Here is a 23845-nt window from a genome sequence, read left to right as displayed (position 1 = left end):
TTAAAATTGATAAGTGGGTAAACGGAAGTTAGCTAAACGATTTAACGGCCAACCCCTTAACCAAACCCGACCGATAACCATTCCTCTCTGAACCGGCCCAAACGATCTAGAGTCTAAACTAACCGATCTATTATCGCCCAAAACATAATACTGATCCACGGCCAACATCTGGTCAACCTCGCCGCCCGTATTTAGCCCTGCCGGCAGATAATTTTCTTCCACTTTAACTCCTTGCGGATTTTTTCCATTATAAATCCAAATATTTCCTTCTTTGATTACTATCCGTTCGCCAGGCAAAGCAATGATTCTTTTAATTAAATATTCCCTGCTATTGTATGGCGACCTCAAAACCACTACTTCGCCGCGCTGAGGATCAACAAAATGATGACTTACCTCTTCCACGATTAAATATTCTCGATCGTAAAAATTAGGCTCCATCGACGGTCCTTGAACTAAAAAGGGCTGAAAAACGAATTTATGAATCGGCCAAACAATAATAAAGGCGATGATTACTAGCTTGACCACATCCCACAAAAAAGACACCCAGCCCGGAAAACGAAATTTTTGCATAATTTTTATTTTGTCGCCTTGTCTTCTAAAAAAGAAATTTTTCGCACCAAATCAGTGATTTCTTTTTCGGTCCGACGTAATTTAATGGTTAAATAAAAAATAAAATAGAAAAGCAAAATAATCGAAAAATAAATAACCACATCTACTCCGCGACCAACGCCCAAAATTCTGGCCACAAAACTAGAAGACTCCGGCCAATTAACAAGAATAGCGGCCGCAACCCATAAAATTAGCCAAAAAATAAAAGAGCCAAAATTTATTTTATTTTGCCTTAATTTTAAGAATAAATTGACAACAAAAAATATAATGACTAAATCAATGAGGAATTGAACAAAAAGCATTTTAAAAAATTAATTATTTAAATCTTGATCATAACGCTCAACCAATGGTTGTAAAAGCATCCGATTAGCTTTAACGTATTCAATAGTTTTAGCCAAACCATCATCAAGGCCCACCACCGGGAACCAGTTTAATTTTTCTTTGGCCAAACTAATGTCTGGCAATCCCAATGGCCGCATAAAAGGCAAAGGGTCTTTAAAAATTATTTTTGATTGCGAGCCTGTTAGTTCAATGATTTTTTTGGCTACATCAGCTAATTTATATTCCTCTCTCTGGCCAAAATTAATCGGACCGGCTTCTTTTGAGTTCATCATCATGATCAGCCCCTGGACAATGTCGTCAATATAGCAAAGCGAAGTGGAAAAATTTTGATCGCCATAAACTATTAAGGGTTTGTTGTTAAGAGCCTGTAAAATAAAATCAGAAATCATTTGACCGTCAAATAAGGCCAATCGGGGGCCATAGGTTCTGAAAATTCGAGCAATCTTGGTATCAACCCCGTCTACTTCGCGATAAGTAACGGAGCACGTTTCGGCAAAACGCTTGCCTTCATCGTAACAAGCTCTCGGGTCGACCGAATTAACCGAACCAGGGTCAGATTCTTTAAAATAAAGACTGTCGTTTTTTCTAGGACCATAAATTACTGAAGAAGATCCTGTAAGAATTTTGGCTTTATATTTTTTAGCAATTTCTAAAATATTAATCATGCCGACCGAATTAGCCCAAAGGGTTTCCATTCTCGTTTGCATGAAATTTTTTGCCGTAGTCGGGCAGGCCAAATGATAAATTTCTTGAATTCCTTGAATTGATATTTTAAAATCTTGGGCTTCGGGAAAATTTTCTAAATCAAACGCTTGATTAATATCCTGTTTTATAAATTTAAAATTCTGCTTTTGCAGTAAATACTCTATATTTTTTATGTCTCCCCCACCACCCATCAAATTATCAAGACAAATCACATTATTGTCTTTTACTAATTCTTCGCAAAGATGAGAGCCTAAAAAACCGGCTCCGCCAGTAATTAATATGTTTTTCTTGCCAAAAATGTAACCCATATCTTTGTTTTAATTAACTGATTTTTTAAAATGCCAATATTCTTTAAAAATAATCATAATAATCGTAAAGGTCGGCACAGCCAAAACTATACCCAGGGGACCGGCTAATTTACCACCGATTAAAATTGCCATAATGACAAATAATGGATCAATGCCTATGGCTCGCTGCATTATTTTTGGCGTAATTAAATTTCCTTGCACTTGTTGAATCACTATATAAAATATAGCCACGAACAAAGCATACATTGGCGCTTGAGTAAATCCAACTAAAATTGCTAAAATAGCCGATATCCAAGAGCCTATCCATGGAATCAACTCACAAACTGCGGCGAAGAAACCAAGAAACAAAGCGAATTTAATACCGATAACCGACAAACCAATAAAGCTAATCACGCCAACAAACAGGGCCGATATAAGCACACCTCTGGCCCAGTTGCTTAAATCTTTTTGAATTAATTCTATCATCCTGCCGGCATTGGTGGCATATTTAGCCGGAATAAGCTTCTTAAATAATTCTTTTAAAAAAATCTTGTGCAAGGTCATGTAAAAAGCCATAACGAAAATCATTATCATCACAAACAACCAGCCCACCACCGTACCTAAAATATTAAAAACACCCGTGGTGGTCGTATTAAGACTACTAAACCAGGAATTGATCAAATCCCCGGTAATCTGCGTCAAGCTCTTATTGGAGATTTTAAAGTAATTATTAACACTATCATAGTAATTGGGTAATTTTTGAATCAAAAGATTGATTTCTTGTGTCAACACGGGAATTAACGGCAAAACAATACTAATTATAAAAAGCACAACAAATAAATAAATCGAAATGGTCGCCAAAATCCTCGGCCATTTTCTTTTTTCCAAAAAATCAACTATAGGCGAAAGAATAAAAGACAAAACCATGGCCGCTAAAAATAAAATCAAAATATCCCTTAAAACATAAAATAAAAATAAAATTGCCAAGAAAATCAACAATTTTAATGCAGACCAAAAGTCAATTTTTACTAAAACATTCTTGATTTGTGGTTTATTTAAATCATCGATATTTGACGTAGGTTCAGTCATAAAAATTAAAAATAAAGGGTATTAAACTAAACTTTTTACCAAGCAAGTATTAATAACAAAATTAATCCTTATAAACATTATAAACCCGCCCTTAAAATAGACAAGAGCTTCGGGCGGTCTACGGATTCGCCAATTACCGCCGCGCATAATTTATCGGCCCTAAAAACGTCTTTCGCGACCTGATTTATCACATTACCATTAATTTTATTGATCATTTTTATTTTTTGTTCCGGTGTTAATGTTTTTCCGATTAGTAATTCTTGTCGGCCATACCAACTCGCCATTGAAGCAGAGTCCTCTAAGTCTAAACTTAATTTTCCGGCGAAAAATGTTTTAACCCGCGATAATTCTTCTCGACTCACGCCCGCCCTTTTAACCTTAACCAATTCTTCTAAAATGACCTTAATCGCCTCATCAAGCTTATTTTTGTCTACTCCTGCTTGCACAGAAAAAAGGCCAGTGTCCTGATAAACGCTTAAGTCAGCTCTAATAGCATAAGCCAATCCCCTCTTGACCCTAATCTCACTGAATAATCTTGAACTCATATTTCCGCCCAAAATAATCGAAAGCAAGGTTAGGGCATTAATATTTTTGTGATGGCATGAATAAGCCGGAAAACCTATCGCCAACTGTACCTGTTGGCTTTTTTTATTTAATATTTCAAGCTTCGGAGCATGTTGAGATAAAAAAGAATGCTTTTTAAAACCTTTCTTGAGCGATTTTTTCGCCGGCGGCAAGAAGTGGCCTTTGAGTAATTTAACTAGACTGTCTTTTCTGAAATCTCCAGAAACGACCATTAACATATTTTCTAAAAAATAAAATTTTGATTTGAAAGATAAAAGTTGCTGAAGGGCTAAATTTTTAATATCGTCTATACGACCACTAATAGGCCAGCCCAAAGGAGAATTACCGAAAACTGTTTCTTCAAAAAGCGTATCAATATACATCATCGGATTATCTTCATACATTTTTATTTCTTCTATAATCACTCCTCTTTCCCTCTCGAACTCTTTTTCGTTAAATAAAGAATGAAATAACATATCAGAAATTATTTCCACGCCCTTATCTAAATAATCTTTGTCTAATTTAATCCAATACGCCGTCATGTCTTTACTAGTAAAAGCATTATATTCAGCGCCCAATGCATCTAACTCCCGGCTAAGTAAAAAATTGTTTGGCCTTTTTTTAGTTCCCTTAAACATCATATGTTCGATAAAATGGGTCGAGCCATTTATTTTTTTTGTTTCGTAACGGGAGCCAACCGGCACCAATACTAAAATACTCACCGCACGAGTATTTTTAATCGGCACGGTGATTAAATTTAGGCCATTAACTAATTTTTCTTTATGATACATATGTTAACCGGTTGGCAATTCTAGCGGCGGTTCAGCTCGCTTACTGCCGGTCTTTTTAATTAACGGTACTTTAGAGGAAATAGTAACCGGGAAATGATAAAGCGTCGCCAATTCTTCTACGTTTAAAATGAAATTTTTAGCGCCAAAAAAACGGTCTCTTTGTTTATAAGCGCGCATCAAGCTGGTTTGCTTCTTAGCTAAAGCACTAGCGCCAAAAAACATTGGTTTACTGGTTTTAGCCTTGTCGTCCGGCTTAAAACCATTCATGTCCAAAGTATTAAACTGGTTAATGGCTCCCAAAAACCCGACCACGCCCCGATTCTTGGAGAAAACTTCTTTCTTGGCAACATAGACTGTTCTAAATTTTACCTTAAAACCGGTTTTTGATGCTTTGTTTTGAACTCCATCTAAAGATTTGCGCTCGCCCGGAGAAAGGTTAATTTCTTTTTTCTCTTCTTTTTTGGTAGCTTCGGGCGCAGTAAAAAAAATGCCACCAATCGCACTTAATAATTTTATCGGGATCTCTAATATTTTTTCAGCACTGCTTTTGCTAACCGGAACTTTTATGCCCAACATTTTTTTAACAAAATTATCCGCCTGTTTTTTCCAGTCATTGCTAATTGGCGTCAAAATCAATTGCATCCATAGCTGTTCTCCTGATTGTAATTTACTCATCAGCTCCAACAAAACCCCGAGAGGATCTTTCAACTCTTTACTTAAAGAATGCTCGAAGGACGGATAGGTTCTAATGGGGTAAAATTCTTTATTGTATAAAATTAAATCACTCGCCCAACAATCATATTCTTCGTCAGGAAAATGATCAGGCATTTCCGCGGTATAATCGTCAACTTCGCTAATTTGCGCCTCGGGATAGGCGCTATAAATTGCCGCTTCAACCATATCACGGAATTGAGCTGGTAAACGAATAAAATAACGGACGTGTCCGCCCAAACTAACAAGCTCAAAAGAAAAAGAAGATTGAATGTAGCCTTTAAAATAAATATCCAATTTTGATCCGCCTGAACGAGCCCCTACTAATTCGGCAAACAACCTCTCAACCGTTTCGGGTCCTTGTTCGTTATTTTTTGGCACATCAATAGTTAATAAAATATATTGCAGTGATTCCCGATATTTTCTTCTAATATAAAAAACCCAGTAATCCCAGGCTCCTATAAAAATTAAAATCAAAAGTATAACCCAGCCACCATAAATGAAAATATTCCATAAGATTAATTCTGGCGGCTGTTGCAGAATAGATAAAACTGGGGAAAAGTCTATGTCCAGGGTCTGTAGGTCCATATTATTAAAAGAAAAGGGCGCAGATTATATAGGCAATATTTTAACAGATTTTTGAGAAAAATAAAGGGTATTAATCCCCAGAAGCAAGACCCTGACCTGTTCGCTTCGCAACAGGAAATTGCAGCAAATTACGACATAAAAACCAGGCCAAACCTTTAAGCTTAGCCTGGTTTTCTCTGCTCTATCAATTATAATATTTTTTCTCTATATTACTTTTTCTCTTCGTATTCACCTTCTATCGGCCCCTGATCTCCGCCAGTGGGCGGATTTTCTTTTCCTTCTTGCGGTGATTGCTGACCAGCTTGTCCGCCGCCTGGCTGATTACTATACATGGCCGCGCCGATCTTTTGAATCGCTTCTCCCAATTCTTGAATGGCCTTTTTAATCACTTCTATATCATTGCCGTCTTTGGTTTTTTTTATTTCAGCTATTTTATCTTCGATTGTTTTTTTATCTTCCGGTTTAACTTTACCACCCGCATCTTTCAGTGCTTTTTCCGAAGTATAAATTAAAGTATCGGCCTGATTACGTAAATCAATCAGCTCTCGTTTGTTGCGATCTTCGGCGGCAAATTTCTCTGCTTCTTTTTTCATCCTTTCGATTTCTTCTTTTGACAACGAGCTGCCGTCTTTAATGGTAATATGTTGAGAACGATTTGTGGCCTTATCTTTAGCCGTCACGGTCAGAATGCCATTGGCATCGAGATCGAAAGAAACCTCGACCTGCGGAATGCCGCGCGGTGATGGCGGAATACCGTCGAGCAAAAATCGTCCTAGAGTTCGATTGTCAATAGCCATTGGCCGTTCGCCTTGCAACGCGTGGATCTCAACCGAAGTTTGATTATCGGCTGCGGTAGAAAAAACTTGTGATTTAGAAGTTGGGATAGTGGTGTTGCGTTCAATTAATGGCGTCATTACCCCGCCTAAAGTTTCAATACCCAGGGTTAATGGCGTTACGTCTAATAATAAAACGTCTTTGACTTCCGTCTCTCCGGCTAAAATAGCTCCCTGAACGGCCGCGCCCATGGCCACGCATTCCATCGGATCAACGCCGCGAGCGATTTTTGAACCGAAAATATTTTCAATAAACTTTTGAACCATCGGCATTCTGGTCGGACCACCGACTAAAATTACTTTTTCAATATCTTGCGGTTTTAATTTCACATCATTTATAGCCTGATCAATGGATTCGCGACAGCGATCAACCACCGGTTTAACCAATTCTTCTAATTTAGCCCGAGTAATTTTCATAAGCAAATGTTTTGGGCCGTCTTTGGTAGCCGTCACGAAGGGTAAATTAATCTCCGTTTCTAAGGCCGAAGAAAGCTCTATTTTTGACTTTTCGGCCGCTTCTTTAACCCGCTGCATAGCCATTTTATCGGCGCTTAAATCAACGCCTGAATCCTTTTTAAATTCGCTAATAATATAATTAATGATTATTTCATCCATATCCGTGCCGCCCAATTGCGTATCTCCAGAAGTAGACAGAACCTCGAAAACTCCTTGGCCAAAATTCATAATAGTGACATCGAGTGTACCGGCGCCAAAATCAAAAACTAAAACCTGTTGGTCTTTTTCTTGGGTTTTATCCAGACCATAAGCCAAACTAGCCGCAGTCGGTTCATTAACTAAACGCACAACCTCGAGTCCGGCAATGGCGCCGGCATCTTTGGTGGCTTGCCGCTGCGCATCGTTAAAATAAGCCGGGACGGTAATAACGGCCTTTTCTACTTTCTCGCCCAAATATAGCTCCGAGTCTTTTTTTATTTTTTGCAAAATAAAAGCGCAAATTTGTTGCGGCGTATATTCTTTGCCGTAAATTTTATATTTAAAATCACTACCCATTTTACGCTTGGCGGCAAAAACCGTTCCTTCCGGATTGGCCACGGCTTGACGTCGGGCCGGTTCGCCAACCAAAAGTTCGCCTTCCTTAGTGAAAGCAACGTATGACGGAAAGGCTTTCCCGCCAACCATAGTCGTTCCTTCGGCCGAAGGAATCATTTTGGGTTTACCTGCTTCCATATAAGAAGCAGCGCTGTTAGAGGTTCCTAAATCGATACCAATAATCTTTGCCATAATTTTTGTCTTAATAAATTAAATTTTATTTTTTATCTACTTAATAATTACTTTGGCCGGTCTAATAGTCCGACCGTGCATTAAATATCCAGATTGAATTTCCTCGGCTATTTTTCCGTCATCGCCCTTTTTATCAATGGCTTCATGAAATTCCGGATCAAATTTTTCACCTAAAGTTTTTATTCTTTCTACGCCGTGTATTTTTAAAACATCTTCTATCTGCTGTTTTATCTGCGTCACTCCCTTAGCCCATTCATTATTGGCTAATTCTTTGGGTAAATGCTTAATAGAATTATCCAGGGCGTCAAGGATGGTTAAAAGATGCAAAATCATTTCTAGGTTGGCGAATTTTACCCATTCAATTTTCTCGCGCTCTATTTCTTTTTCACGATTAATATAATCAGCTTTGACGTGCTTCCAGCCATTAAGATATTCATCGGCTTTTTTCTGTAGTTCCTCGATTTGAACTTGTAATTCGTCTATATTCTTGCTGTCTTTTTCGGCCATAATAAATTTTTAGTTATTTAATATCTTTTTAACGTAATTAATCAGGCCTAAATTCTGGTCATAATCCATGCGCACCGGACCGAGCAAGCCAAAGATAACGTCTTCTTTTTGCTCAGGAATCTCTAGCCGGGTTAAAATTGTGCTGCAGTGGCGGCTAAACGGATTTTTTTGACCCAATAATATTTGCGGATCGTCGGAAACCGTATCAAAAACCTCTGACATAATTGAGTCTAAATGATCAATCATTTCGGAAATATTAAAAATATTTTCAGTTTGACTAAACTCGGGCTGGCTAAATAAAAATGAGAGTCCTGTATAATAAAAATTATCCTTATCGGTGGCCACGACCACCAACTCCCCCGAAGATTTAGCCAATTGCTGGGCCATCTTTTTAATCAATAAATCCGGGGCCTGATGATCTGATTTAATTTTTTTAAAATTATTTTTTTCGTTAACTACCGGTTCGGCCGCTTTTAAAAATTTATTTAAATAATGATGATAGGCTTTTTCGGTGGGAATTCTGCCGGCTGAAGTATGAGGCTGCTCCAGATAACCATTTTTGGTTAAATTAGCCATCTCGTTGCGAATGGTAGCCGGACTAATTTTAAAATCAGTATTATTGGCTAAAACCTCAGAACCAACCGGCTGAGCGGTCTTGATATAATGTTTTAAAATTATTTTGAGAAGATTTTCCTGCCGTTCAGTAATCATATATAGATAGTATAAATAAATAATTAGCACTCGTCAAGTCCGAGTGCTAATTATCTGTGGATAACTATGATGCCCCTCTATCTCAATGGCTTTGCCAAATAAATGCGATAACTTTGATAAACAAGATGTTTCCTACTGATATCAGAGTCTATAATTTTAAATCTTTTTTTAAATATTTTTTCAAAAACCTGACGCGGCGGCGACGAATATTTAAATTCTTTTACATAGATATTGCTGGCCAACTTGGCAATCCCGTGGTTGTCCATAAATATTTTACTCTTTTCTAAAAACTTTTGTATCTGCGGTATAGCCGGCCAAAGAATCAAATAATCAGGATAGCCGCAAAATCTTTTATCGCCATACATCATCTGATACAACATTTGCCATTGATATTCTATGTTATCGAATTTTTTAGGATATTTTAAATATGAATCAATTAATTTTTCGAATGAAATAATTTTCTTCACCGGAAATTTTAACTGAACATTAGTGATATAATAACCATTAGATGACAATAAACCAATAATTCGACGGAGAAACTGATCCCACCTTCTAAACTTAACATTGCCCATGATATGATCACCCATTATTACATCATACTTGTATAGTGCTAATGGAGTTTTTAGCCAGTCACCAATGATTATTTTTTCTTGGTGATTTTTGCGTTTAAGCAATTTTGTCGTTGCATTTACCATGGCCGGATTAATATCAATCAGCGTAACTTGAAAATTATATTTTGCCAATAAATCACGTAATTCCGGCGTGGCGCCGAACAATAAAGCACGACGAGATGAAATTTTGGGTAAAATTCTTTTTAAGAATTTTTCATAGATTCTTATCTCCCCTACCGACGGTCTCAGGGGCGGTCTAAGCGACCCCCAAACATCGGAGACAGATTTCCAGGCCTGTATATTTTTAGTGTGTTTTTTCATAAAATTTATTTTGGCCTAGCGAGATATAAGGGCATATATCTACAATGGTGATAATCATGACATTGGGTAATTCTAGCTAATTTAAAATATTTTCTTAATAATCCTTCCAGGTCTTTTTGTAAAAAGACCAATGCCGGTTTTGATTTATTGCCTAAAGCGATATTAGCCCACGTATAAAAAGATTTTGAACAACTACCGGCTTGATATAATTTTTTAATTCTATCAGCAACAGGCAGGCTGTCAATTATAGACGGTGAATGACTATAATGATTAGCATCGCTTTGATATTTTAAAAAACTAACTATATCTATTTTTGATAATTTATTATTAGACAATAGCTTAATCCAGTCTTTTTCTGAACTTATTAATGGTTTTTTTTGATGATCTTATCACCTCTCGAAAAAGCAAAATTCCATGAGGAGATAATAAATTTTTAATTTTTATTAGTAGTTTTTTAACCCGAGTCGATTCTAGTAATTGGTTTAAGGAACCGTCACCCATAATTAAATCAAAACTATGACTAGGTAAATTAATTGATAGCCAATCCCCTACTATAGTTTTTTCTTTGTACCGTAAATTTTTAATAACTGATTGCGTCATTGCCTTTATCATATCGATACTTATGTCACAAACCGTTACTTGAAATCCATGCTTTAAGACTAAATTACGTAACTCTGGCGTAGCGCCAAGAATAAGGGCCTTTCTTGGGAAAGAAAATTTTCCGCGAGTAATAAGTTTAGAAAAAATTTTTAATTGTCCTGGGCAAGGCTTTGCCGGCGGGGCAATATACTTGCTCCACGTATTAGATAAATAAGCCCAAGACTGGTGCTGTGATATTGCTTTATTTATCATGATTTTTTAAGAAAATATATCGGGCATTGATCGGCTCGACAATGATCTTTAGTACACTGAACCGATTTAATTTGAAAATATTTACTAAAAGTTTTTTCGGCTTCCGGTCTCATCTTAACAAACCAGGTTTTGCCCAATGGATAGTTATAAACGACATGTTTCATTAATGTCGATAGCCATTTTTTCTTTTTTTGATCTTTTCCCTTCTGCCTTAAATCCTTAACTAGGCGATACATTTCGTCGGTCGTAGCAATTTTTTTCTGATAATTGTAGGACAAATTTAATAAATCCCAGGTCAAAATATTAATACTTTTTTTGTTAATACCTCGCTTACTTAATCTGTCAATGGCAGATTCAAGAGACGACTTTACGATAGGTGGCCACCAGTCGCGGGTAATAAAATATCCGCCGGGTTTCAAAATACTCTTAATCTTTTTCAAAAAAACCGGCTGAAGCTGCAAGGGTAAATTGGTCACCACCAGATCGCCCAGGACAAAATCGTAATAATTTTCTGTTACGGGCATGGTTAACCAATTGGATCTGAACCAAATTTCTTGATTAACTAGATTCTTATGTTTCATTAATTCCGACATGCCTATTAACATTTCTAAACTAGCATCTACGCAAGTTATTTCAGCTCGAAGATTGTGCGCCAAATCTCTAAATTCAGGCGTAGAACCTAAGATTAAGATTTTTGGATTTTTTTTATGACTATTGATAAATTCCTGAATTATCTGACACTCGCCTTTCGATGGCCGTGCCGGTGAATCATAAATTTTCCAACGTTCAGCAACACTAGTATGCCAAGAAATTGAATTTGTTTTTTTCATAATAATATTTAACAAATTATTTTTTCTTTAATAACCAAATTGGTGAATGACGAACCGTCAGATAATCTTTCGCATATAACTCTCCTTTAAATTGAAAATAATCCTTCAATTCTTTTAAGCTTTCCTGTTTCGACAAAACATACCAATAATAATTTTTATAGCTTCCGAAGTATTTTTCAAATACTCTTAATAATTCCTTCAGTGTTTGACGCTGCTTAATATTTGAAATGTTTGGTAATATTTTTTTGATTACTTTAATTTCATCACTTACATTGACACAATGTTGAGCTTGATCGATAACTAAACGATAAAATAAAAGTAAATAAAGAATGTTTATACTGTATTGAAAAGTGTATTTTCCGTCATTAATATTATCCACGATATTTAAAATTATGCTTTTGGGAGATTGTTTGACATTTTCTGCCAGATAAAAATTATGTCGCGTTACCCAATGGCCGCCATTTTTTAAAATGCGGTTGATTTCGGCAAATAAATTTTGATGTTGATCGGCGCAAACATTGCAAATCACTTCATCGCCTACAACTAGATCAAAAAAGTTATCAGGAAAATTTGTTTTTAACCAAGAACCGCAAAAAAACTCTTCTTTTAATTCGGGCTTAGTGGCCGGCACAACGAATTCTCTCATCGCTTGATGCATATCCGCCGATAAATCAACCGTAAAAATTTGTGCCTTTTTCTTAAAAGTATAAGTATATAAAATGCTACGCAGTTCTGGCGTTGAGCCCATCAGCATAATTTTAGGATTATTTACATCCTTCAAAATTTTATAGATATAATGAGCATAATTAGCGCAATCATGGTCGCTGGGACGGTTGGGAACGACTAACTTAGAATAGCCGCAGGCTATTTTACTCCAGACTTTAATGTTTTTTGGTTTTTGACGAATATAATTTTTTTTCATATTATTTATTTTTATAAACGCAAATTGGCAAATCAGCGCAAAACATATGACCTCCAGGGCAGGCGCATTTAATTGGCCTAAAAAATTTGGAATATAATTTATGCCAACCTGATTTGGTTAAAATCGTAATTCTAACATTATCATTAAACACGCCGAATTTATCTAGCTCTTTTTTGGTTAATAACCCTTGTTCGCACATCTTATGAATATTATTATAAAGCACCGTTTTGCTATCCACGCCGGTTTTAACATCATAAGACTTAAATTCTGAATGCATTTCAATTAACCAACGAAAGTCTCCGATGTCTATCTTTTTATTTCGCCAAGCATTGATAATCCATCTAGCCTTTAATTTCTTCTCGGGATTATAAACTGCATCGCGATGAATAAAATATCCGCCAGGCACCAACAGATCCTTGATTCTTTTTAATAGCACGGGGATATCTTTTTTATCGAGCATGTTTACCGCTACATCGCCCGTAATAATATCATAATGATCTTTAACTGGAATCTTCTGCCACCAACTAATAACAAATTTTTCTTTGCTTTTCGTTTTACGCAATGGCGTTAAAGCCTTAATCATTTCAATGTTAAAATCAGCAACAGTTACGTCAAATTTAAGACTGGCCGCTAAATCTCGTAATTCTGGAGTGGCTCCCAAAATTAATAATTTGGTTTTGCCGGTTTTACTCTTATATTGATTAAATAATTTCCGATAAGCCATTATATCTTCCTTGGCTGGCCGAGCCGGCGGCAAAGTTTTCGCCCAACGCGCCGCAAAGGCTTGAAATGGTTTTTTGTTAATCACCTTTTTGGTTTTTGCCATAGTATTTTAATTATCTTTTTCTTAAAAAATAGATCGGGCAAGCTTGGGCTAAATAATGATCTCGGGCATAATCAATTTTTTTAATTTGAAAATATTTTTCAATTATTAATTCTAAAACATTTTTAGGAGTATAAATCCAGGTCATTCCAGTTGGCAACCATTCTTTCAGGACTTTAATAGCTTGCTTTAATTTGGATTTATTTTGTTTATTCTTTTCCTGCCACATTAACTTACTAATCGCCTGAGCTCCCTTAACTCTAAACCTTGCACTGTGCGACTGATAGGTGTGTGGATTAAAGTCCAGATGAGCTGCTGACATCATTAAATGCGAATTGTCCCATTTGCCAGATAACCATAATTTCAAAGCTTTTTCGAATGGCACTAAATCGCCCGAATATAATGATGCTCGAGTGATAAAATGGCCGCCCGACCTTATAAGCAAAGAAATTTTCTTAAAAAATACTGATTGCAATTTTAATGGTAAATTACTAATAACCCAATCGCCCAAGACTATATCATAATAGTTATTCCGAAGCGGCATTTGTAGCCAATTGGCACGAACCCAAACCTCTTTCTCGGCCGCCCGGGGATTGGTCATTAAGGCAGCCATGGCTGGCAACATGTCTATATTCATATCAGCGCAAGTTACTTCGCTCTTAAAAGAGTGGGCTAAATCTCTAAATCGCGGAGTTGAACCCAAGATAAGAATCTTTAATATTTTATTGGAATTATATACTTCCTTTTTGATGAAATTTTTAATAATTTTACATTCATCAACAGAAGGAATAAGCGGCGGACGTTGTTTTGCCCATTGTAGCCTTAAAAACCCTTGTAAGTGAGTTAAAATTCTCATAAATTATCTTTTTCTTAATAAATAGACCGGCCAATGTTTTGAATTATAATATTTAGTCGGATAGTGGTAAATCAGCAAAATTTTAAGATATTTTTTTATTAATGCCTCAATAGATTTTTGATTTGGTATATAAACCTTCAAATCATTTGACGGCATAATTTTAAAATAGATATCCCGCTCTTTTTTACTAATTTCGCTCCCTCGATAAAGTTGATCTACAATTTTCAAGCATTGCGTGGGCGAATAAGTGCCAGTATGCCCGCTAATCGCCAGAAGCAGGTCGGGATGAATAGTCGAAAAAGCGTCACGAATATTAATTGTTTTAAACTTACGATAACGCTTAAAGCCACTTAATAGAGAAATAGCTCGGTCGTTCGCTCTAATTACCACAGAAGTAATGAATAGTCCGCCTGGTTTAAGGTGCCGATAAATCTGTTTGAAAAAGACAGCCTGCTTAACCGGCGAAAGCATATTAATAACCTGATGGCCCAAAACTAAATCAAACCTAGCTTTTGTTTTAAGCTTAATCCAATCGGACAAGATAAAGGTTTCAACGCCTCGCCGACGCATAATTCTAGTCAGCGATTTAAAAACGTCCCGATTAATATCGCAGCAGATTGGTTTAACTTTATTTCTAAGTAGAATATCTCTGAATTCTGGAGTTGAACCTAAAATCAAAATTCTGGGATTTTTATTATCCTTTATGACTTGTTTGATTATCTTTTCGTAAAATCTCTGTTCGGTTTGACTGGGACGAGCAGGTGGTGCCATTTTTGCCCAAGCAATCGCAAATTGCTCGTTCCAAGGTAATTCTTTTATTTTTGCCATATAATTATGATTTCTTAGACCCTAAAATTGCCGCCCATTTATTTTTCATTACAATATGACTATTATCTCTCTTGGTCGCTAAAATTTTAAAATTCTTAGTCAATATCTTTTCAAACACATTTTGCGTCAGCGTTGTCTGTCGGTAATCCCCCAAATTAAAACACAAATATTTTAAAGCTGACGGAGACAATTTTTTCTTGGCCACTAAGTTTGTCACCTTTGTGTCAACAATCTTAAAATTGAATTTCTTAGTTTTAGTATTATAAAATTCTCGATTAAAACAAAGCTGAAAATAACGATAAGTTTTATTTCTAAAATCTCTAAAATGACCGGGGGTTTCCCGATAAAGATCGACGTATTTAGTAAAACTTATCTGAGCGTCTTTGCGACCGCAAATCGCCCCAAAAAACCAACAACCAGTTGGTTTTAAAATTTTATACAATAAATTTAATAATTTAAAAAATTCGCTGAATTTAATGTTATCTTGGGCTGAATCACTTAAAACAAGATCAAAGGTATTGGGCTTAAATGACATCGTCAACCAATCAGAAATAATGGTCCTTTCTTTGGGATTGTGTCGTTTTGTCAATTGCGCCATGGCCTTAATATAAATCGGATTATTGTCGACTACAGTCGTGTCTACTTTGTATTTAGCTAACAAATCGCGAAATTCCGGCGTAGAGCCTAAGACCAGCGCCTTAAGGCTTTTGTTTTTTTTAAGCATCTTTTTAAGATATTGTTCGAAAAAATTAATCTCTATTGGCGAAGGTTTAGCCGGCGGCGCATAGCTAGCCCATAAATGGGCCATTGTCTTCCAGCTGCTTTTCATTTCTATTCTTTTATTTTCCATAAAGTTAATTTTTAATTAATAAATAAATCGGCAAAATATGGGCATACCAATAATCATTTGCCGATTTAATTTTTTTAATCAAAAAATACTTTTTAAATCTTTTGATTTGCGCTGATTTTAACTCCCACGACCAGCATTGATTAAATAAGGCCTTATATTCTCGGATGAACGAATTAATAATAAATTTTTTCAATGGTTTGGACGATCTCGCCTCTTTCAGGCATTCTGGCAATAATGTTTTAATTAACAAAAACTTTTTTTTATTTTTAAAATAACTTAGCTCAAACATTTCTTCAAATAGGTAATTCAAAACCTGATTAAAGGTTAATTTGTTTTGTAAATAAAGATTAGTATATTTGTCAAACGATTTACGGACCGTAAATGTTCGGGCTTGCGGATTTACGTGAGAAGCCCTAGTAATAAAGGCTCCTCGCTTCTTTAAAACGCGAGATATTTCTAATAATAATTTTTCTCTATCTTCTTGGTCAACGTTAATTAGAACCTCATCGCCCAACACCACGTCAAAATATTCATTTTTAAACGGCATGCTTAGCCAACCCCCTATTATTTTTTTCTGGACTACATTTTTTATCTCTATAAATTGGTCCATCGCGCGGATCATGTCCTGATTTAAATCTAATAAATAAAGGTCTATTCTCCGAGATAAGGCTCGTTTCATAACCAAATTCCTCAATTCCGGAGTAGCGCCTAATATCAAAACCCTACCATGGGCGCATTTATTAAGAACCGCGGCCATGAAATCATTATAAATCTTCATATCGCCTAATGATGGCCTGGAGGGAGAGGTCATTTTTTGCCAAGCTTGCTGAATTTTTTGCCATCCTTTTGGCTCTGGTTTAATAATCCTTTTCTTCATAAAGATTAATTTTTGGGGCTCAAAATAAAATTATACTTTTGCTTCATAACCGGATGAAATAAATCTTGATAAGTTTCTTGAATTATGAAATATTTGGTAATCATTTTTTTTAATCTCTTCCAACTGCAAATATCAACTTCCATATAATTCCGAATAGAGGGGTCGCGATAATCTATCCGATGATCCCAATTTAAATATTTAATATCATAAATTTTTTCCTGAGCGGCTTTTTTAACCACTTCTGTGGCTAAACGACCCAGTTTTCCGCCTTGTTTTTTGTAATCATAAACTCGTATTTCAGGAGAAAAAATAAGTCGATATAAGTACCACAGACGGTTATAAAAATTATGGAAAAAATGCGGATCTTTTTTATATTTAGCAAAAAATTGTTTAAAGGTTATGCGTGTTTTACGAAGCGGCTCTAGACAAGCTCGGCCGGAAAGAAAATATCCATCTCTTTTTAAAATATCATGAATATTTTTAAATAATAAGGTATGTTTTTTAACGTCAATATTTTCAAACCCCTCATCGTTTACGATGACATCGAAATAATGAAACGGAAATAAATGATTCATTTTGAGCCAATCGCCCATTACCAACTTCTCTCTTTTATTGCTAGCCCGGCATAATTTATCCATACCCTTTTTGGCAGTTAAATTTAAATCAATCAGGGTTACCTTTACCCCACGCATCCCAAAAAGCATATCCCTAAACTCTGGGGTCGAGCCTAAAATTAAAATTTCAAGACGCTCTCTTTCCTTTAATAATCTTTTTATAAAATTCTTAAAAAATAAAACCTCTTTTTTGGTCGGCCGCCAGGGAGCTTTCGCACCGCCCCAAAAATAAGCCCACCAATCGGCTCGCTGCCTTTCCCAAATAGGATTATATTGCTTTTTCGACATATACCTATTTTTTTAATTCTCTTTTTTGTAATAAATAAATCGGTTCGCTTATTTTAGCCTCATAATCTTGGGGAAATGATGTTTTTTTTATGACAAAATATTTTTTAATTAATTTTTCTTCTATTGGCCTGGGATAATGAACCCAAAATTTTCTAGCAATATGATCTTTTGCCAAAAACAGAAAATAATCGAAGACTAATTTTGCCGCTCTGGCTTGATAGGATAACCCTTTGCGAGAAAAATATTTTTTTAGATCTTGAATATCTTTTTTATAATAATAAAGAGAAAGCTTATTCTCTTTATTTTCAAACCATGAACCGATTACTAGGTCGGTCCAAAAGCTAGTTGCCACCTGTTTTATGGTTCTTTTTTCTGTCAAAACGTCTTTTGATATATTAAAAAGATGTTTTTTGACATTAACTACTTTGTTTTTTGGAACGACATAACAATGGCGAAGGATGAAATAACCGCCCTTTTTAAGTTTTTGATTCATTTTACTTAACAATAAATCCTTACTCGGTAAGTCAATAATATTGCCAAAAATCAAATCGGCAATAAATACATCAATACTTTTATTGGGAAATCCCATTTTAAGCCAATTTGTTTTAACGAATTTTTCCCCGGGAATTTTATGATTAACAAGTTCGGTCATACCATAATACATTTCTGGGAGCCACTCTGCACAAACCACTTTAATTCTATTTAAAAAATAATATTTATAAAGCATATCCCTAATTTCAGGCGTTGCTCCCATTACCACCACTTTTTTCCCTAGCGACGTTCCCAGGGCCTCTGCCATAAATTTGTTATATAACCTTACCGTATCACGGCTCGGTCTAGATGGATCACCCTTTAATTGCCAATCAGCTGCCACTTTAGTCCAATATTGTTTTTGCGTGATAAATGTTTTCTTCGACATAAAATCAAATTTATTTTTTAAAATATATAAAGCAGGTGCAAAATTCACCTGCTTTATATTAAATTCATATGATGATTATTATAACGATTCGATGATTTTGCAAATTTCTTCTATTTTATCCGGCGATTCATCACCAGCTGCAATTCTTAAACTAGTGCCGTCGGGATTAAAAATTCCAAAGCGAGTTTTCTCGAAAGCAAAGCTACCGCCGTATTCTATCTTATCAACCATGCCCATTTTCTCTAATTTACGGCACACTTCAATGGCCGGTTTGGCGCATTCAATATAAAAAACCGCCACAGAACCATCTGGCATATGTTGATTAACATAATCATAACTGCGATGACCGGGCAGATTCGGGTGGCTAACGACAGCTATATCACCATGACCAACCACCGAAGCAAACGCCTCAGCCAACCTCTTGGCATTGGCAATAATACGGCGATTGCGTTTATCAAACTCTTCTTTACTTAAATTAGGTATTTGTTCAACGGCAGATGGAGGTATATATCCCCCGTCTACGGCTCTCCAGGTTTCTAATTCTTGCATTATTTTGGAATCATTAGAATAAACAATACCTAAGGTTGCCTGATCCTGCGCCATAAATTTCGTTCCAGAGTCAACAACGATAATTGGTACGTTTTTAGGCGCCTTTTTTATCTCGGCTCCCATGTCCTTAACGCTCTCGGTGGGAATGGTATTATCGAGAATTAAAGTTAACGGTTTTTGTCTTGAAGAATCCCAGGAGCGCTGGATAATCATTACTAATTGAGATAAGTCATATTTATCAACGCCTATTCCGGCCTTTTTTAAATTATCGACTAAGCCTTTGATACCCATTACTGATTTATTCTGTGCAATTTTTTCCTGTGCTTCTTTGAAGAACCCAACCAAAGCCTTTAAAAGTGATTCTCTTTTATCATGGTCGGGTGCTACCATATCTAACCAGCCATCTATCCAGGCCGTCTTAGCTAAGCGATCAGCCAAAGCCTCGTCAAATGTCTGGGGCTTAAATTTATTATTCATTTCCTCGGCCGTAGCAATCAGCGCCTGAGTGTCGAGGGCTTGCATCTCAGGATCATTAGCCATAGTTTCGGCGAAAACCGCCCGTGGACGATGCTCTTTAATTAACTCATCGAGTTCTTCGCGATTACCGGGATCAATAGAGATACAACGAATACCCAAGTCACGTAAACTTTCGATATAGGTTTTTGTTTGGCCATAAACGTAAGGGCTATATAAAATAACGTCACCACTGGCTAGCTTTAAATTTTCAATAACCGAAGTAATAGCCGACATTCCGCTATTATATAACAAAACATTATCCGTTCCCAAGCGCTCGGCCATTTCTTCTTCTTTTGCTTTAAGGCCGGCATTTCCATAACGAGCATAAAAATCAACCGCCTTACCGCTGAAGAATTCATTTAGGGCAGCGACCTCTTCGTCAACAGTCCTGAATCCCCGACTAATTGAAAGATCGGGTTTTTTAATTTCTTGTAATTTTTCTGGTCCCATATTAATAAAATTTAATTTATTTAATTATATTTAATATTATAGCAAAAAATAGCCAAAAGTCAATCCCTCTGTTTATTTACTCAACATTGTTTTAACACCATCTCGAAATGATGTCATTTTGATGTTAAATTCCTGCCACCAAGGATAATCTGGAAAAACATCGCCAGAGGTCAAAGATTTTATTTGATCGGGCGTAAACGGAGATTTAAATAAAATATCATAAATTTTCACCAGAAATAAAAAGATAGGTAAGGGTATATAAACCGCTGCTCGCCAACCACCCATTTCTTTCAAAACCGTAGCGATCATTTCTTTAAAATTAATAATTTGTTGACCATTAATACTGTAAACTTTATTTTCGATTGGAAAATTCTTTATAAATCCAATTACTAAATGAGCCATGTCATCGATATAAATCGGCTGGCGCGGATAGCGACCATTACCGGGAATAGGAAAAACGGGACAAGAACGGGCAAATTTGATTAACCAACCAATATTTTTATTATCTAGCGGTCCATACATTAGGGACGGCTGAATAGCTACGTATTTTAAGCCGCTGTTTTTCACCAGCTCTTCGCCGGCTTTTTTGGAAGTGGCGTAAAAATCTTGGCGAATTGACAATACAGCCGCCGAACTAAAATGAACAATTTTATCAATACCGGCCGATTTGGCTGCTTCAATAACGTTTTGCGTAGCATCGATGTTGTTTCTTTTAAAATCCTCATAATTAGGGCCGGAAATCTGGGCGTGTAAGCTTATCACCAAATCTTGACCGTGAAAACCCTTGCTCCATTCACCTTGATCGGCCAAGTCCGCCAAAATGGTTTTAACCCCCAAATTTTTAACAAAATTTAAATTAGTTTTATTTTTATCAATAACAAATAAATCAGACGGACTAAAACCGCTGTTAAGCATAACTCTGATTAAATTTTTTCCGACAAATCCGGCGCCGCCGGTGATAACCACCTTCATAATTACTTTGATAAAGAATTAACGATTATTCTAATTAAAGTTTTAAAGCCGACAAAAAAATTTTGCCCCTTTGATTGCGAATATTTGGAATAATAAACTTTAACAGGGATTTCTACGTATTTTAATTTATTTTTTTTAATTTCCGCCACTATTTCAGAGCAAAATTCAAAGCGATCGCCATGTATCTCTATTTTATCCCAGGCCAAACGAGAAATAGCCTTAAAGCCGGTCTGCGAATCAGAAACCCACAGGCCGAATAATAAAAAGGTAAAAAGGTTGGCCAACCAGTTGGCAACGATTCTTAATAATGGTATATCTTGTTTTATTAAAAAACGAGAACCGATAACTACATCAGCCCTCCTCTCCGCTATCGGTTGAATTAAATTTTGCACATCGCGATGGTCATGCTGACCATCAGCATCAAAAGTAACTATGGCATCGGCCTGTAAGTAATTAAAGGCGTAAACAATGCCGGTTTTTGTAGCCGCTCCTGCTCCGCGATTAATCGAGTGCTGCAAGGCGTGCGCGCCTAATTTTTGAGCAATCAAATAAGTTTCATCTGAAGAGCCGTCATCGACTACTACAATTTGCTGCGGATTGAAATAATTAACTAATTCCGATAATACTTTCTCTAAAATTATCGCTTCATTATAGGCCGGAACGACGATAATAGTTTTAAAATTATCATTAACCATTTTGACCAAGCTTATCAATTAAATTATCCAGGTCTTCGTCGGAATAGAATTTAATGATCACCTTGCCGCCCTTTTGATTTTTTTTAATTTTCACTTTTAAATTTAAGGCGGTCGACAAAGATTTTTCTTTGGCTAATAAGGCTGGGTCTGACGAGTATATTTTTTTCGGCTTTTGGCCCTTCAACAAATCTTCCGTTTCACGAACCGTCAACCCTAGACCCAAAATTCTTTTTAAAAACATTTCCTGTTTTTGCCCGTCTTCCAATGACAACAAAACCTTAGCATGACCTTCGGTAATCCGGCCTTGCTCTATCGCCTGCTGAACTGATTCCGGCAAGATTAGAAGACGTAAGGTGTTGGCAATGGTAGCCCTGGCCTTCCCTAATTTTATAGCAATTTGTTCTTGATTTAAGCCAAACTCATCAGTTAGGCGCTGATAAGCCCTGGAGCGCTCCATGGGGTTTAGGTCCTGGCGTTGAATGTTCTCCAAAAGAGAAATTTCGAACTTTTCCATTTCTCCCATAGTACGCACAATAGCGGGCACGGTTTTAAGTTCTAAAATTTGAGCTGCCCGCCATCTGCGTTCGCCGGCCACGATCTCATATTTATCAAAAGCGGTTTTTGTTAAAATTAACGGCTGAATAATGCCATATTCGCGAATGGAATTGGCTAATTCTTCCATCTCCAGACGAGAAAAAATTTTACGCGGCTGATTAGGATTAGCTTCAATCTGATTTAAAGGAATATTAAAAATCTGCTCACCGGTTTGTTGTAATGTTTCTTGGGTGATTTTCTGAACGATTTGTTGCGGAACTTGTCCGGTTGAAGTGGGAATCAAAGCTCCCAGCCCCCTTCCTAATGACATAAAAATATTAAATAAATTTTATTTTTCGTGATGATGTAAAAATTCTTTGGCTAATCTTTGGTAAGCCTTGGCGCTTTTTGATTTGGGCGCATATTGTAAAATGTTTTTACCAAAGCTTGGCGCTTCGGCTAATTTTATGTCGCGCGGGATAACGGTGCGAAAAATTTTATACGGAAAACTTTTATAAAGTTCATGCCAAACTTCGCGCGCCAGGTCAATCTTCTCGTCATACATAGTGACAATCGCCCCTAAAATTCTCAGGTCGGGCCGAAGGCTTTGTTTAATTAAATCAACCGTATTTAAAAGTTGACCCAACCCCTCAAGCGCGTAATATTCTGCTTGAACCGGAATAAGAACTTTGTCGGCCGCGACTAAACTATTAACCGTTAAAAGCCCGAGTGAGGGCGGATTGTCAATAAAAATATAATCAAATTTTTCCGGTAAATTATTTAAAGTCTTCGTTAAAAATTTTTCCCGATCTGGCAGATTAACTAATTCGATATTTGCTCCAGCCAGATTCTGATTAGCCGGAATGACAAAAAGATTTTCTTTGACCTGCTTAATACCTTCATGAGCCGGAATTTGCTCGCTCAAAAGCTCGTAAATTCCCTTGGTGCGATCTTCGACGCCTAAACCCGAGCTGCTATTGCCTTGCGGATCAAGATCAACCAGTAAGACTCGTTTACCAAAATCAGCAACAGCCGCAGCTAAATTTATAACCGTGGTGGTCTTACCCACCCCTCCTTTCTGATTCACAACCGAGATAATCATATGGTTAAATTATAATACAAAATAGCGACTTGACAAGGAAAATTTTTAATCTATAATGAAATATCTGCCCATAAATAGGCCGCTGTGGCGGAACCCCAAATAAAAACAGCTGCTGTTTTACGGGGCAAGCTGGCATACTGAAGAATCAATGTGGGCATGTGGCGGAACTGGCATACGCGTACGACTCAAAATCGTATGGTCTTACGACCTTGAGGGTTCAACTCCCTCCATGCCCACCATTAAAGCACGCCTGTCCGCCAACTGGCGGAACTCAAAATCGTGTTTCCTTACGGAATTGTGGGTTCGACTCCCACCAGCGGCACCATAAAATTTAAGTATACGAAAAAGTCACCCGAATAGGGCGACTTTTTCTATAGCAGGGGTGGGGATCGAACCCACGACGACACGCTTATGAAGCGTGTGCTCTACCACTGAGCTACCCTGCCACAGCTTAAAT

General features: G+C 36.6%; 26 protein-coding genes and 2 tRNA genes. 1 reads left to right on the top strand and 27 read right to left on the bottom strand.

Annotated features, from left to right (window positions below; all coding sequences use genetic code 11):
- The 26 genes from lepB to PHV78_02255 form a co-directional block, all read right to left on the bottom strand.
- Positions 1–570 (bottom strand): signal peptidase I, encoded by a 570-nt coding sequence (lepB, locus tag PHV78_02380; protein ID MDD5396074.1) that lies wholly within the window; start codon positions 568–570, stop codon positions 1–3.
- A gap of 5 nt (positions 571–575) precedes the next feature.
- Entirely contained in the window at positions 576–911 is a 336-nt protein-coding gene (locus PHV78_02375; protein ID MDD5396073.1) for a DUF2304 domain-containing protein, read from the bottom strand.
- 9 nt (positions 912–920) lie between these two features.
- Complete coding sequence (locus PHV78_02370; protein ID MDD5396072.1) at positions 921–1964, bottom strand: GDP-mannose 4,6-dehydratase; 1044 nt, start codon at positions 1962–1964, stop codon at positions 921–923.
- A gap of 9 nt (positions 1965–1973) precedes the next feature.
- Complete coding sequence (locus PHV78_02365; GenBank protein ID MDD5396071.1) at positions 1974–3032, bottom strand: AI-2E family transporter; 1059 nt, start codon at positions 3030–3032, stop codon at positions 1974–1976.
- A gap of 77 nt (positions 3033–3109) precedes the next feature.
- The gene (locus PHV78_02360; GenBank protein ID MDD5396070.1) at positions 3110–4387 is read right to left on the bottom strand and encodes a pitrilysin family protein; all 1278 of its coding nucleotides are present in this window, start codon (positions 4385–4387) and stop codon (positions 3110–3112) included.
- A 3-nt stretch (positions 4388–4390) separates the two neighbouring features.
- A complete protein-coding gene (locus tag PHV78_02355) occupies positions 4391–5686 on the bottom strand; it encodes a hypothetical protein (protein ID MDD5396069.1) in 1296 nt (431 codons plus the stop codon).
- A gap of 209 nt (positions 5687–5895) precedes the next feature.
- Entirely contained in the window at positions 5896–7761 is a 1866-nt protein-coding gene (gene dnaK / locus PHV78_02350) for a molecular chaperone DnaK (protein ID MDD5396068.1), read from the bottom strand.
- 36 nt (positions 7762–7797) lie between these two features.
- The gene (locus PHV78_02345) at positions 7798–8268 is read right to left on the bottom strand and encodes a nucleotide exchange factor GrpE (protein ID MDD5396067.1); all 471 of its coding nucleotides are present in this window, start codon (positions 8266–8268) and stop codon (positions 7798–7800) included.
- Positions 8269–8277: 9 nt separating this feature from the next.
- Positions 8278–8979, bottom strand: coding sequence for a hypothetical protein (locus PHV78_02340; GenBank protein MDD5396066.1), 702 nt, complete (start codon positions 8977–8979; stop codon positions 8278–8280).
- Between the two features lie 77 nt (positions 8980–9056).
- Positions 9057–9911, bottom strand: coding sequence for a class I SAM-dependent methyltransferase (locus tag PHV78_02335; protein MDD5396065.1), 855 nt, complete (start codon positions 9909–9911; stop codon positions 9057–9059).
- A 5-nt stretch (positions 9912–9916) separates the two neighbouring features.
- Positions 9917–10246, bottom strand: a complete 330-nt coding sequence (locus PHV78_02330) for a hypothetical protein (GenBank protein MDD5396064.1) — start codon at positions 10244–10246, stop codon at positions 9917–9919.
- A gap of 4 nt (positions 10247–10250) precedes the next feature.
- Entirely contained in the window at positions 10251–10763 is a 513-nt protein-coding gene (locus tag PHV78_02325; GenBank protein MDD5396063.1) for a class I SAM-dependent methyltransferase, read from the bottom strand.
- Positions 10760–11593 carry a class I SAM-dependent methyltransferase gene (locus PHV78_02320; protein ID MDD5396062.1) on the bottom strand — a complete coding sequence of 278 codons (834 nt, stop codon included), beginning with the start codon at positions 11591–11593 and terminating at the stop codon, positions 10760–10762. The genes PHV78_02325 and PHV78_02320 overlap by 4 nt, the downstream gene beginning before the upstream one ends.
- Before the next feature lie 16 nt (positions 11594–11609).
- Entirely contained in the window at positions 11610–12515 is a 906-nt protein-coding gene (locus tag PHV78_02315) for a class I SAM-dependent methyltransferase (GenBank protein ID MDD5396061.1), read from the bottom strand.
- A gap of 1 nt (position 12516) precedes the next feature.
- A complete protein-coding gene (locus PHV78_02310; GenBank protein ID MDD5396060.1) occupies positions 12517–13341 on the bottom strand; it encodes a class I SAM-dependent methyltransferase in 825 nt (274 codons plus the stop codon).
- A gap of 10 nt (positions 13342–13351) precedes the next feature.
- Positions 13352–14194 (bottom strand): methyltransferase domain-containing protein, encoded by an 843-nt coding sequence (locus tag PHV78_02305; GenBank protein MDD5396059.1) that lies wholly within the window; start codon positions 14192–14194, stop codon positions 13352–13354.
- Between the two features lie 3 nt (positions 14195–14197).
- The gene (locus tag PHV78_02300; protein MDD5396058.1) at positions 14198–15022 is read right to left on the bottom strand and encodes a class I SAM-dependent methyltransferase; all 825 of its coding nucleotides are present in this window, start codon (positions 15020–15022) and stop codon (positions 14198–14200) included.
- A 4-nt stretch (positions 15023–15026) separates the two neighbouring features.
- Positions 15027–15872 carry a class I SAM-dependent methyltransferase gene (locus PHV78_02295; protein ID MDD5396057.1) on the bottom strand — a complete coding sequence of 282 codons (846 nt, stop codon included), beginning with the start codon at positions 15870–15872 and terminating at the stop codon, positions 15027–15029.
- Positions 15873–15876: 4 nt separating this feature from the next.
- Complete coding sequence (locus PHV78_02290) at positions 15877–16749, bottom strand: class I SAM-dependent methyltransferase (GenBank protein ID MDD5396056.1); 873 nt, start codon at positions 16747–16749, stop codon at positions 15877–15879.
- 5 nt (positions 16750–16754) lie between these two features.
- Positions 16755–17651 carry a methyltransferase domain-containing protein gene (locus tag PHV78_02285; protein ID MDD5396055.1) on the bottom strand — a complete coding sequence of 299 codons (897 nt, stop codon included), beginning with the start codon at positions 17649–17651 and terminating at the stop codon, positions 16755–16757.
- A 4-nt stretch (positions 17652–17655) separates the two neighbouring features.
- Complete coding sequence (locus PHV78_02280) at positions 17656–18570, bottom strand: hypothetical protein (protein ID MDD5396054.1); 915 nt, start codon at positions 18568–18570, stop codon at positions 17656–17658.
- Between the two features lie 78 nt (positions 18571–18648).
- A complete protein-coding gene (locus PHV78_02275) occupies positions 18649–20085 on the bottom strand; it encodes a PLP-dependent transferase (protein MDD5396053.1) in 1437 nt (478 codons plus the stop codon).
- Positions 20086–20157: 72 nt separating this feature from the next.
- Complete coding sequence (locus PHV78_02270; GenBank protein MDD5396052.1) at positions 20158–21057, bottom strand: NAD(P)-dependent oxidoreductase; 900 nt, start codon at positions 21055–21057, stop codon at positions 20158–20160.
- A gap of 2 nt (positions 21058–21059) precedes the next feature.
- Positions 21060–21752, bottom strand: coding sequence for a glycosyltransferase family 2 protein (locus PHV78_02265; GenBank protein MDD5396051.1), 693 nt, complete (start codon positions 21750–21752; stop codon positions 21060–21062).
- On the bottom strand, positions 21745–22617 hold the full coding sequence (locus tag PHV78_02260; protein MDD5396050.1) for a ParB/RepB/Spo0J family partition protein: 873 nt from the start codon (positions 22615–22617) through the stop codon (positions 21745–21747). The genes PHV78_02265 and PHV78_02260 overlap by 8 nt, the downstream gene beginning before the upstream one ends.
- 18 nt (positions 22618–22635) lie before the next feature.
- Entirely contained in the window at positions 22636–23388 is a 753-nt protein-coding gene (locus tag PHV78_02255) for an AAA family ATPase (GenBank protein ID MDD5396049.1), read from the bottom strand.
- 152 nt (positions 23389–23540) lie between these two features.
- Between PHV78_02255 and PHV78_02250 the strand changes: the two genes are divergently transcribed.
- Positions 23541–23627: transfer RNA gene (locus PHV78_02250), tRNA-Leu, on the top strand.
- A 135-nt stretch (positions 23628–23762) separates the two neighbouring features.
- Here the strand turns inward: PHV78_02250 and PHV78_02245 are convergent.
- Positions 23763–23834 (bottom strand) — tRNA-Met (locus PHV78_02245).
- Positions 23835–23845: the final 11 nt, after the last annotated feature.

It is taken from the genome of Patescibacteria group bacterium, assembly GCA_028715115.1.
In the GTDB taxonomy this organism is placed as follows: Bacteria; Patescibacteriota; Patescibacteriia; order UBA2591; family UBA4787; genus JAQUSN01.
This window is presented reverse-complemented; position numbering and strand designations above follow the sequence as displayed.

Bases quoted from the DNA above. Each gene is read 5' to 3' on its own strand.
- PHV78_02340 (MDD5396066.1), bottom strand. From the start codon at position 8,979: ATGATTACTGAACGGCAGGAAAATCTTCTCAAAATAATTTTAAAACAT.
- PHV78_02325 (MDD5396063.1), bottom strand. From the start codon at position 10,763: ATGATAAATAAAGCAATATCACAGCACCAGTCTTGGGCTTATTTATCT.
- PHV78_02300 (MDD5396058.1), bottom strand. From the start codon at position 15,022: ATGGCAAAAATAAAAGAATTACCTTGGAACGAGCAATTTGCGATTGCT.
- PHV78_02265 (MDD5396051.1), bottom strand. From the start codon at position 21,752: ATGGTTAATGATAATTTTAAAACTATTATCGTCGTTCCGGCCTATAAT.
- PHV78_02310 (MDD5396060.1), bottom strand. From the start codon at position 13,341: ATGGCAAAAACCAAAAAGGTGATTAACAAAAAACCATTTCAAGCCTTT.
- PHV78_02320 (MDD5396062.1), bottom strand. From the start codon at position 11,593: ATGAAAAAAACAAATTCAATTTCTTGGCATACTAGTGTTGCTGAACGT.
- dnaK (MDD5396068.1), bottom strand. From the start codon at position 7,761: ATGGCAAAGATTATTGGTATCGATTTAGGAACCTCTAACAGCGCTGCT.
- PHV78_02290 (MDD5396056.1), bottom strand. From the start codon at position 16,749: ATGAAGAAAAGGATTATTAAACCAGAGCCAAAAGGATGGCAAAAAATT.
- PHV78_02315 (MDD5396061.1), bottom strand. From the start codon at position 12,515: ATGAAAAAAAATTATATTCGTCAAAAACCAAAAAACATTAAAGTCTGG.
- PHV78_02370 (MDD5396072.1), bottom strand. From the start codon at position 1,964: ATGGGTTACATTTTTGGCAAGAAAAACATATTAATTACTGGCGGAGCC.
- PHV78_02365 (MDD5396071.1), bottom strand. From the start codon at position 3,032: ATGACTGAACCTACGTCAAATATCGATGATTTAAATAAACCACAAATC.
- PHV78_02285 (MDD5396055.1), bottom strand. From the start codon at position 17,651: ATGTCGAAAAAGCAATATAATCCTATTTGGGAAAGGCAGCGAGCCGAT.
- PHV78_02280 (MDD5396054.1), bottom strand. From the start codon at position 18,570: ATGTCGAAGAAAACATTTATCACGCAAAAACAATATTGGACTAAAGTG.
- PHV78_02270 (MDD5396052.1), bottom strand. From the start codon at position 21,057: ATGAAGGTGGTTATCACCGGCGGCGCCGGATTTGTCGGAAAAAATTTA.
- lepB (MDD5396074.1), bottom strand. From the start codon at position 570: ATGCAAAAATTTCGTTTTCCGGGCTGGGTGTCTTTTTTGTGGGATGTG.
- PHV78_02355 (MDD5396069.1), bottom strand. From the start codon at position 5,686: ATGGACCTACAGACCCTGGACATAGACTTTTCCCCAGTTTTATCTATT.
- PHV78_02275 (MDD5396053.1), bottom strand. From the start codon at position 20,085: ATGGGACCAGAAAAATTACAAGAAATTAAAAAACCCGATCTTTCAATT.
- PHV78_02335 (MDD5396065.1), bottom strand. From the start codon at position 9,911: ATGAAAAAACACACTAAAAATATACAGGCCTGGAAATCTGTCTCCGAT.
- PHV78_02305 (MDD5396059.1), bottom strand. From the start codon at position 14,194: ATGAGAATTTTAACTCACTTACAAGGGTTTTTAAGGCTACAATGGGCA.
- PHV78_02260 (MDD5396050.1), bottom strand. From the start codon at position 22,617: ATGTCATTAGGAAGGGGGCTGGGAGCTTTGATTCCCACTTCAACCGGA.
- PHV78_02255 (MDD5396049.1), bottom strand. From the start codon at position 23,388: ATGATTATCTCGGTTGTGAATCAGAAAGGAGGGGTGGGTAAGACCACC.
- PHV78_02375 (MDD5396073.1), bottom strand. From the start codon at position 911: ATGCTTTTTGTTCAATTCCTCATTGATTTAGTCATTATATTTTTTGTT.
- PHV78_02345 (MDD5396067.1), bottom strand. From the start codon at position 8,268: ATGGCCGAAAAAGACAGCAAGAATATAGACGAATTACAAGTTCAAATC.
- PHV78_02360 (MDD5396070.1), bottom strand. From the start codon at position 4,387: ATGTATCATAAAGAAAAATTAGTTAATGGCCTAAATTTAATCACCGTG.
- PHV78_02295 (MDD5396057.1), bottom strand. From the start codon at position 15,872: ATGGAAAATAAAAGAATAGAAATGAAAAGCAGCTGGAAGACAATGGCC.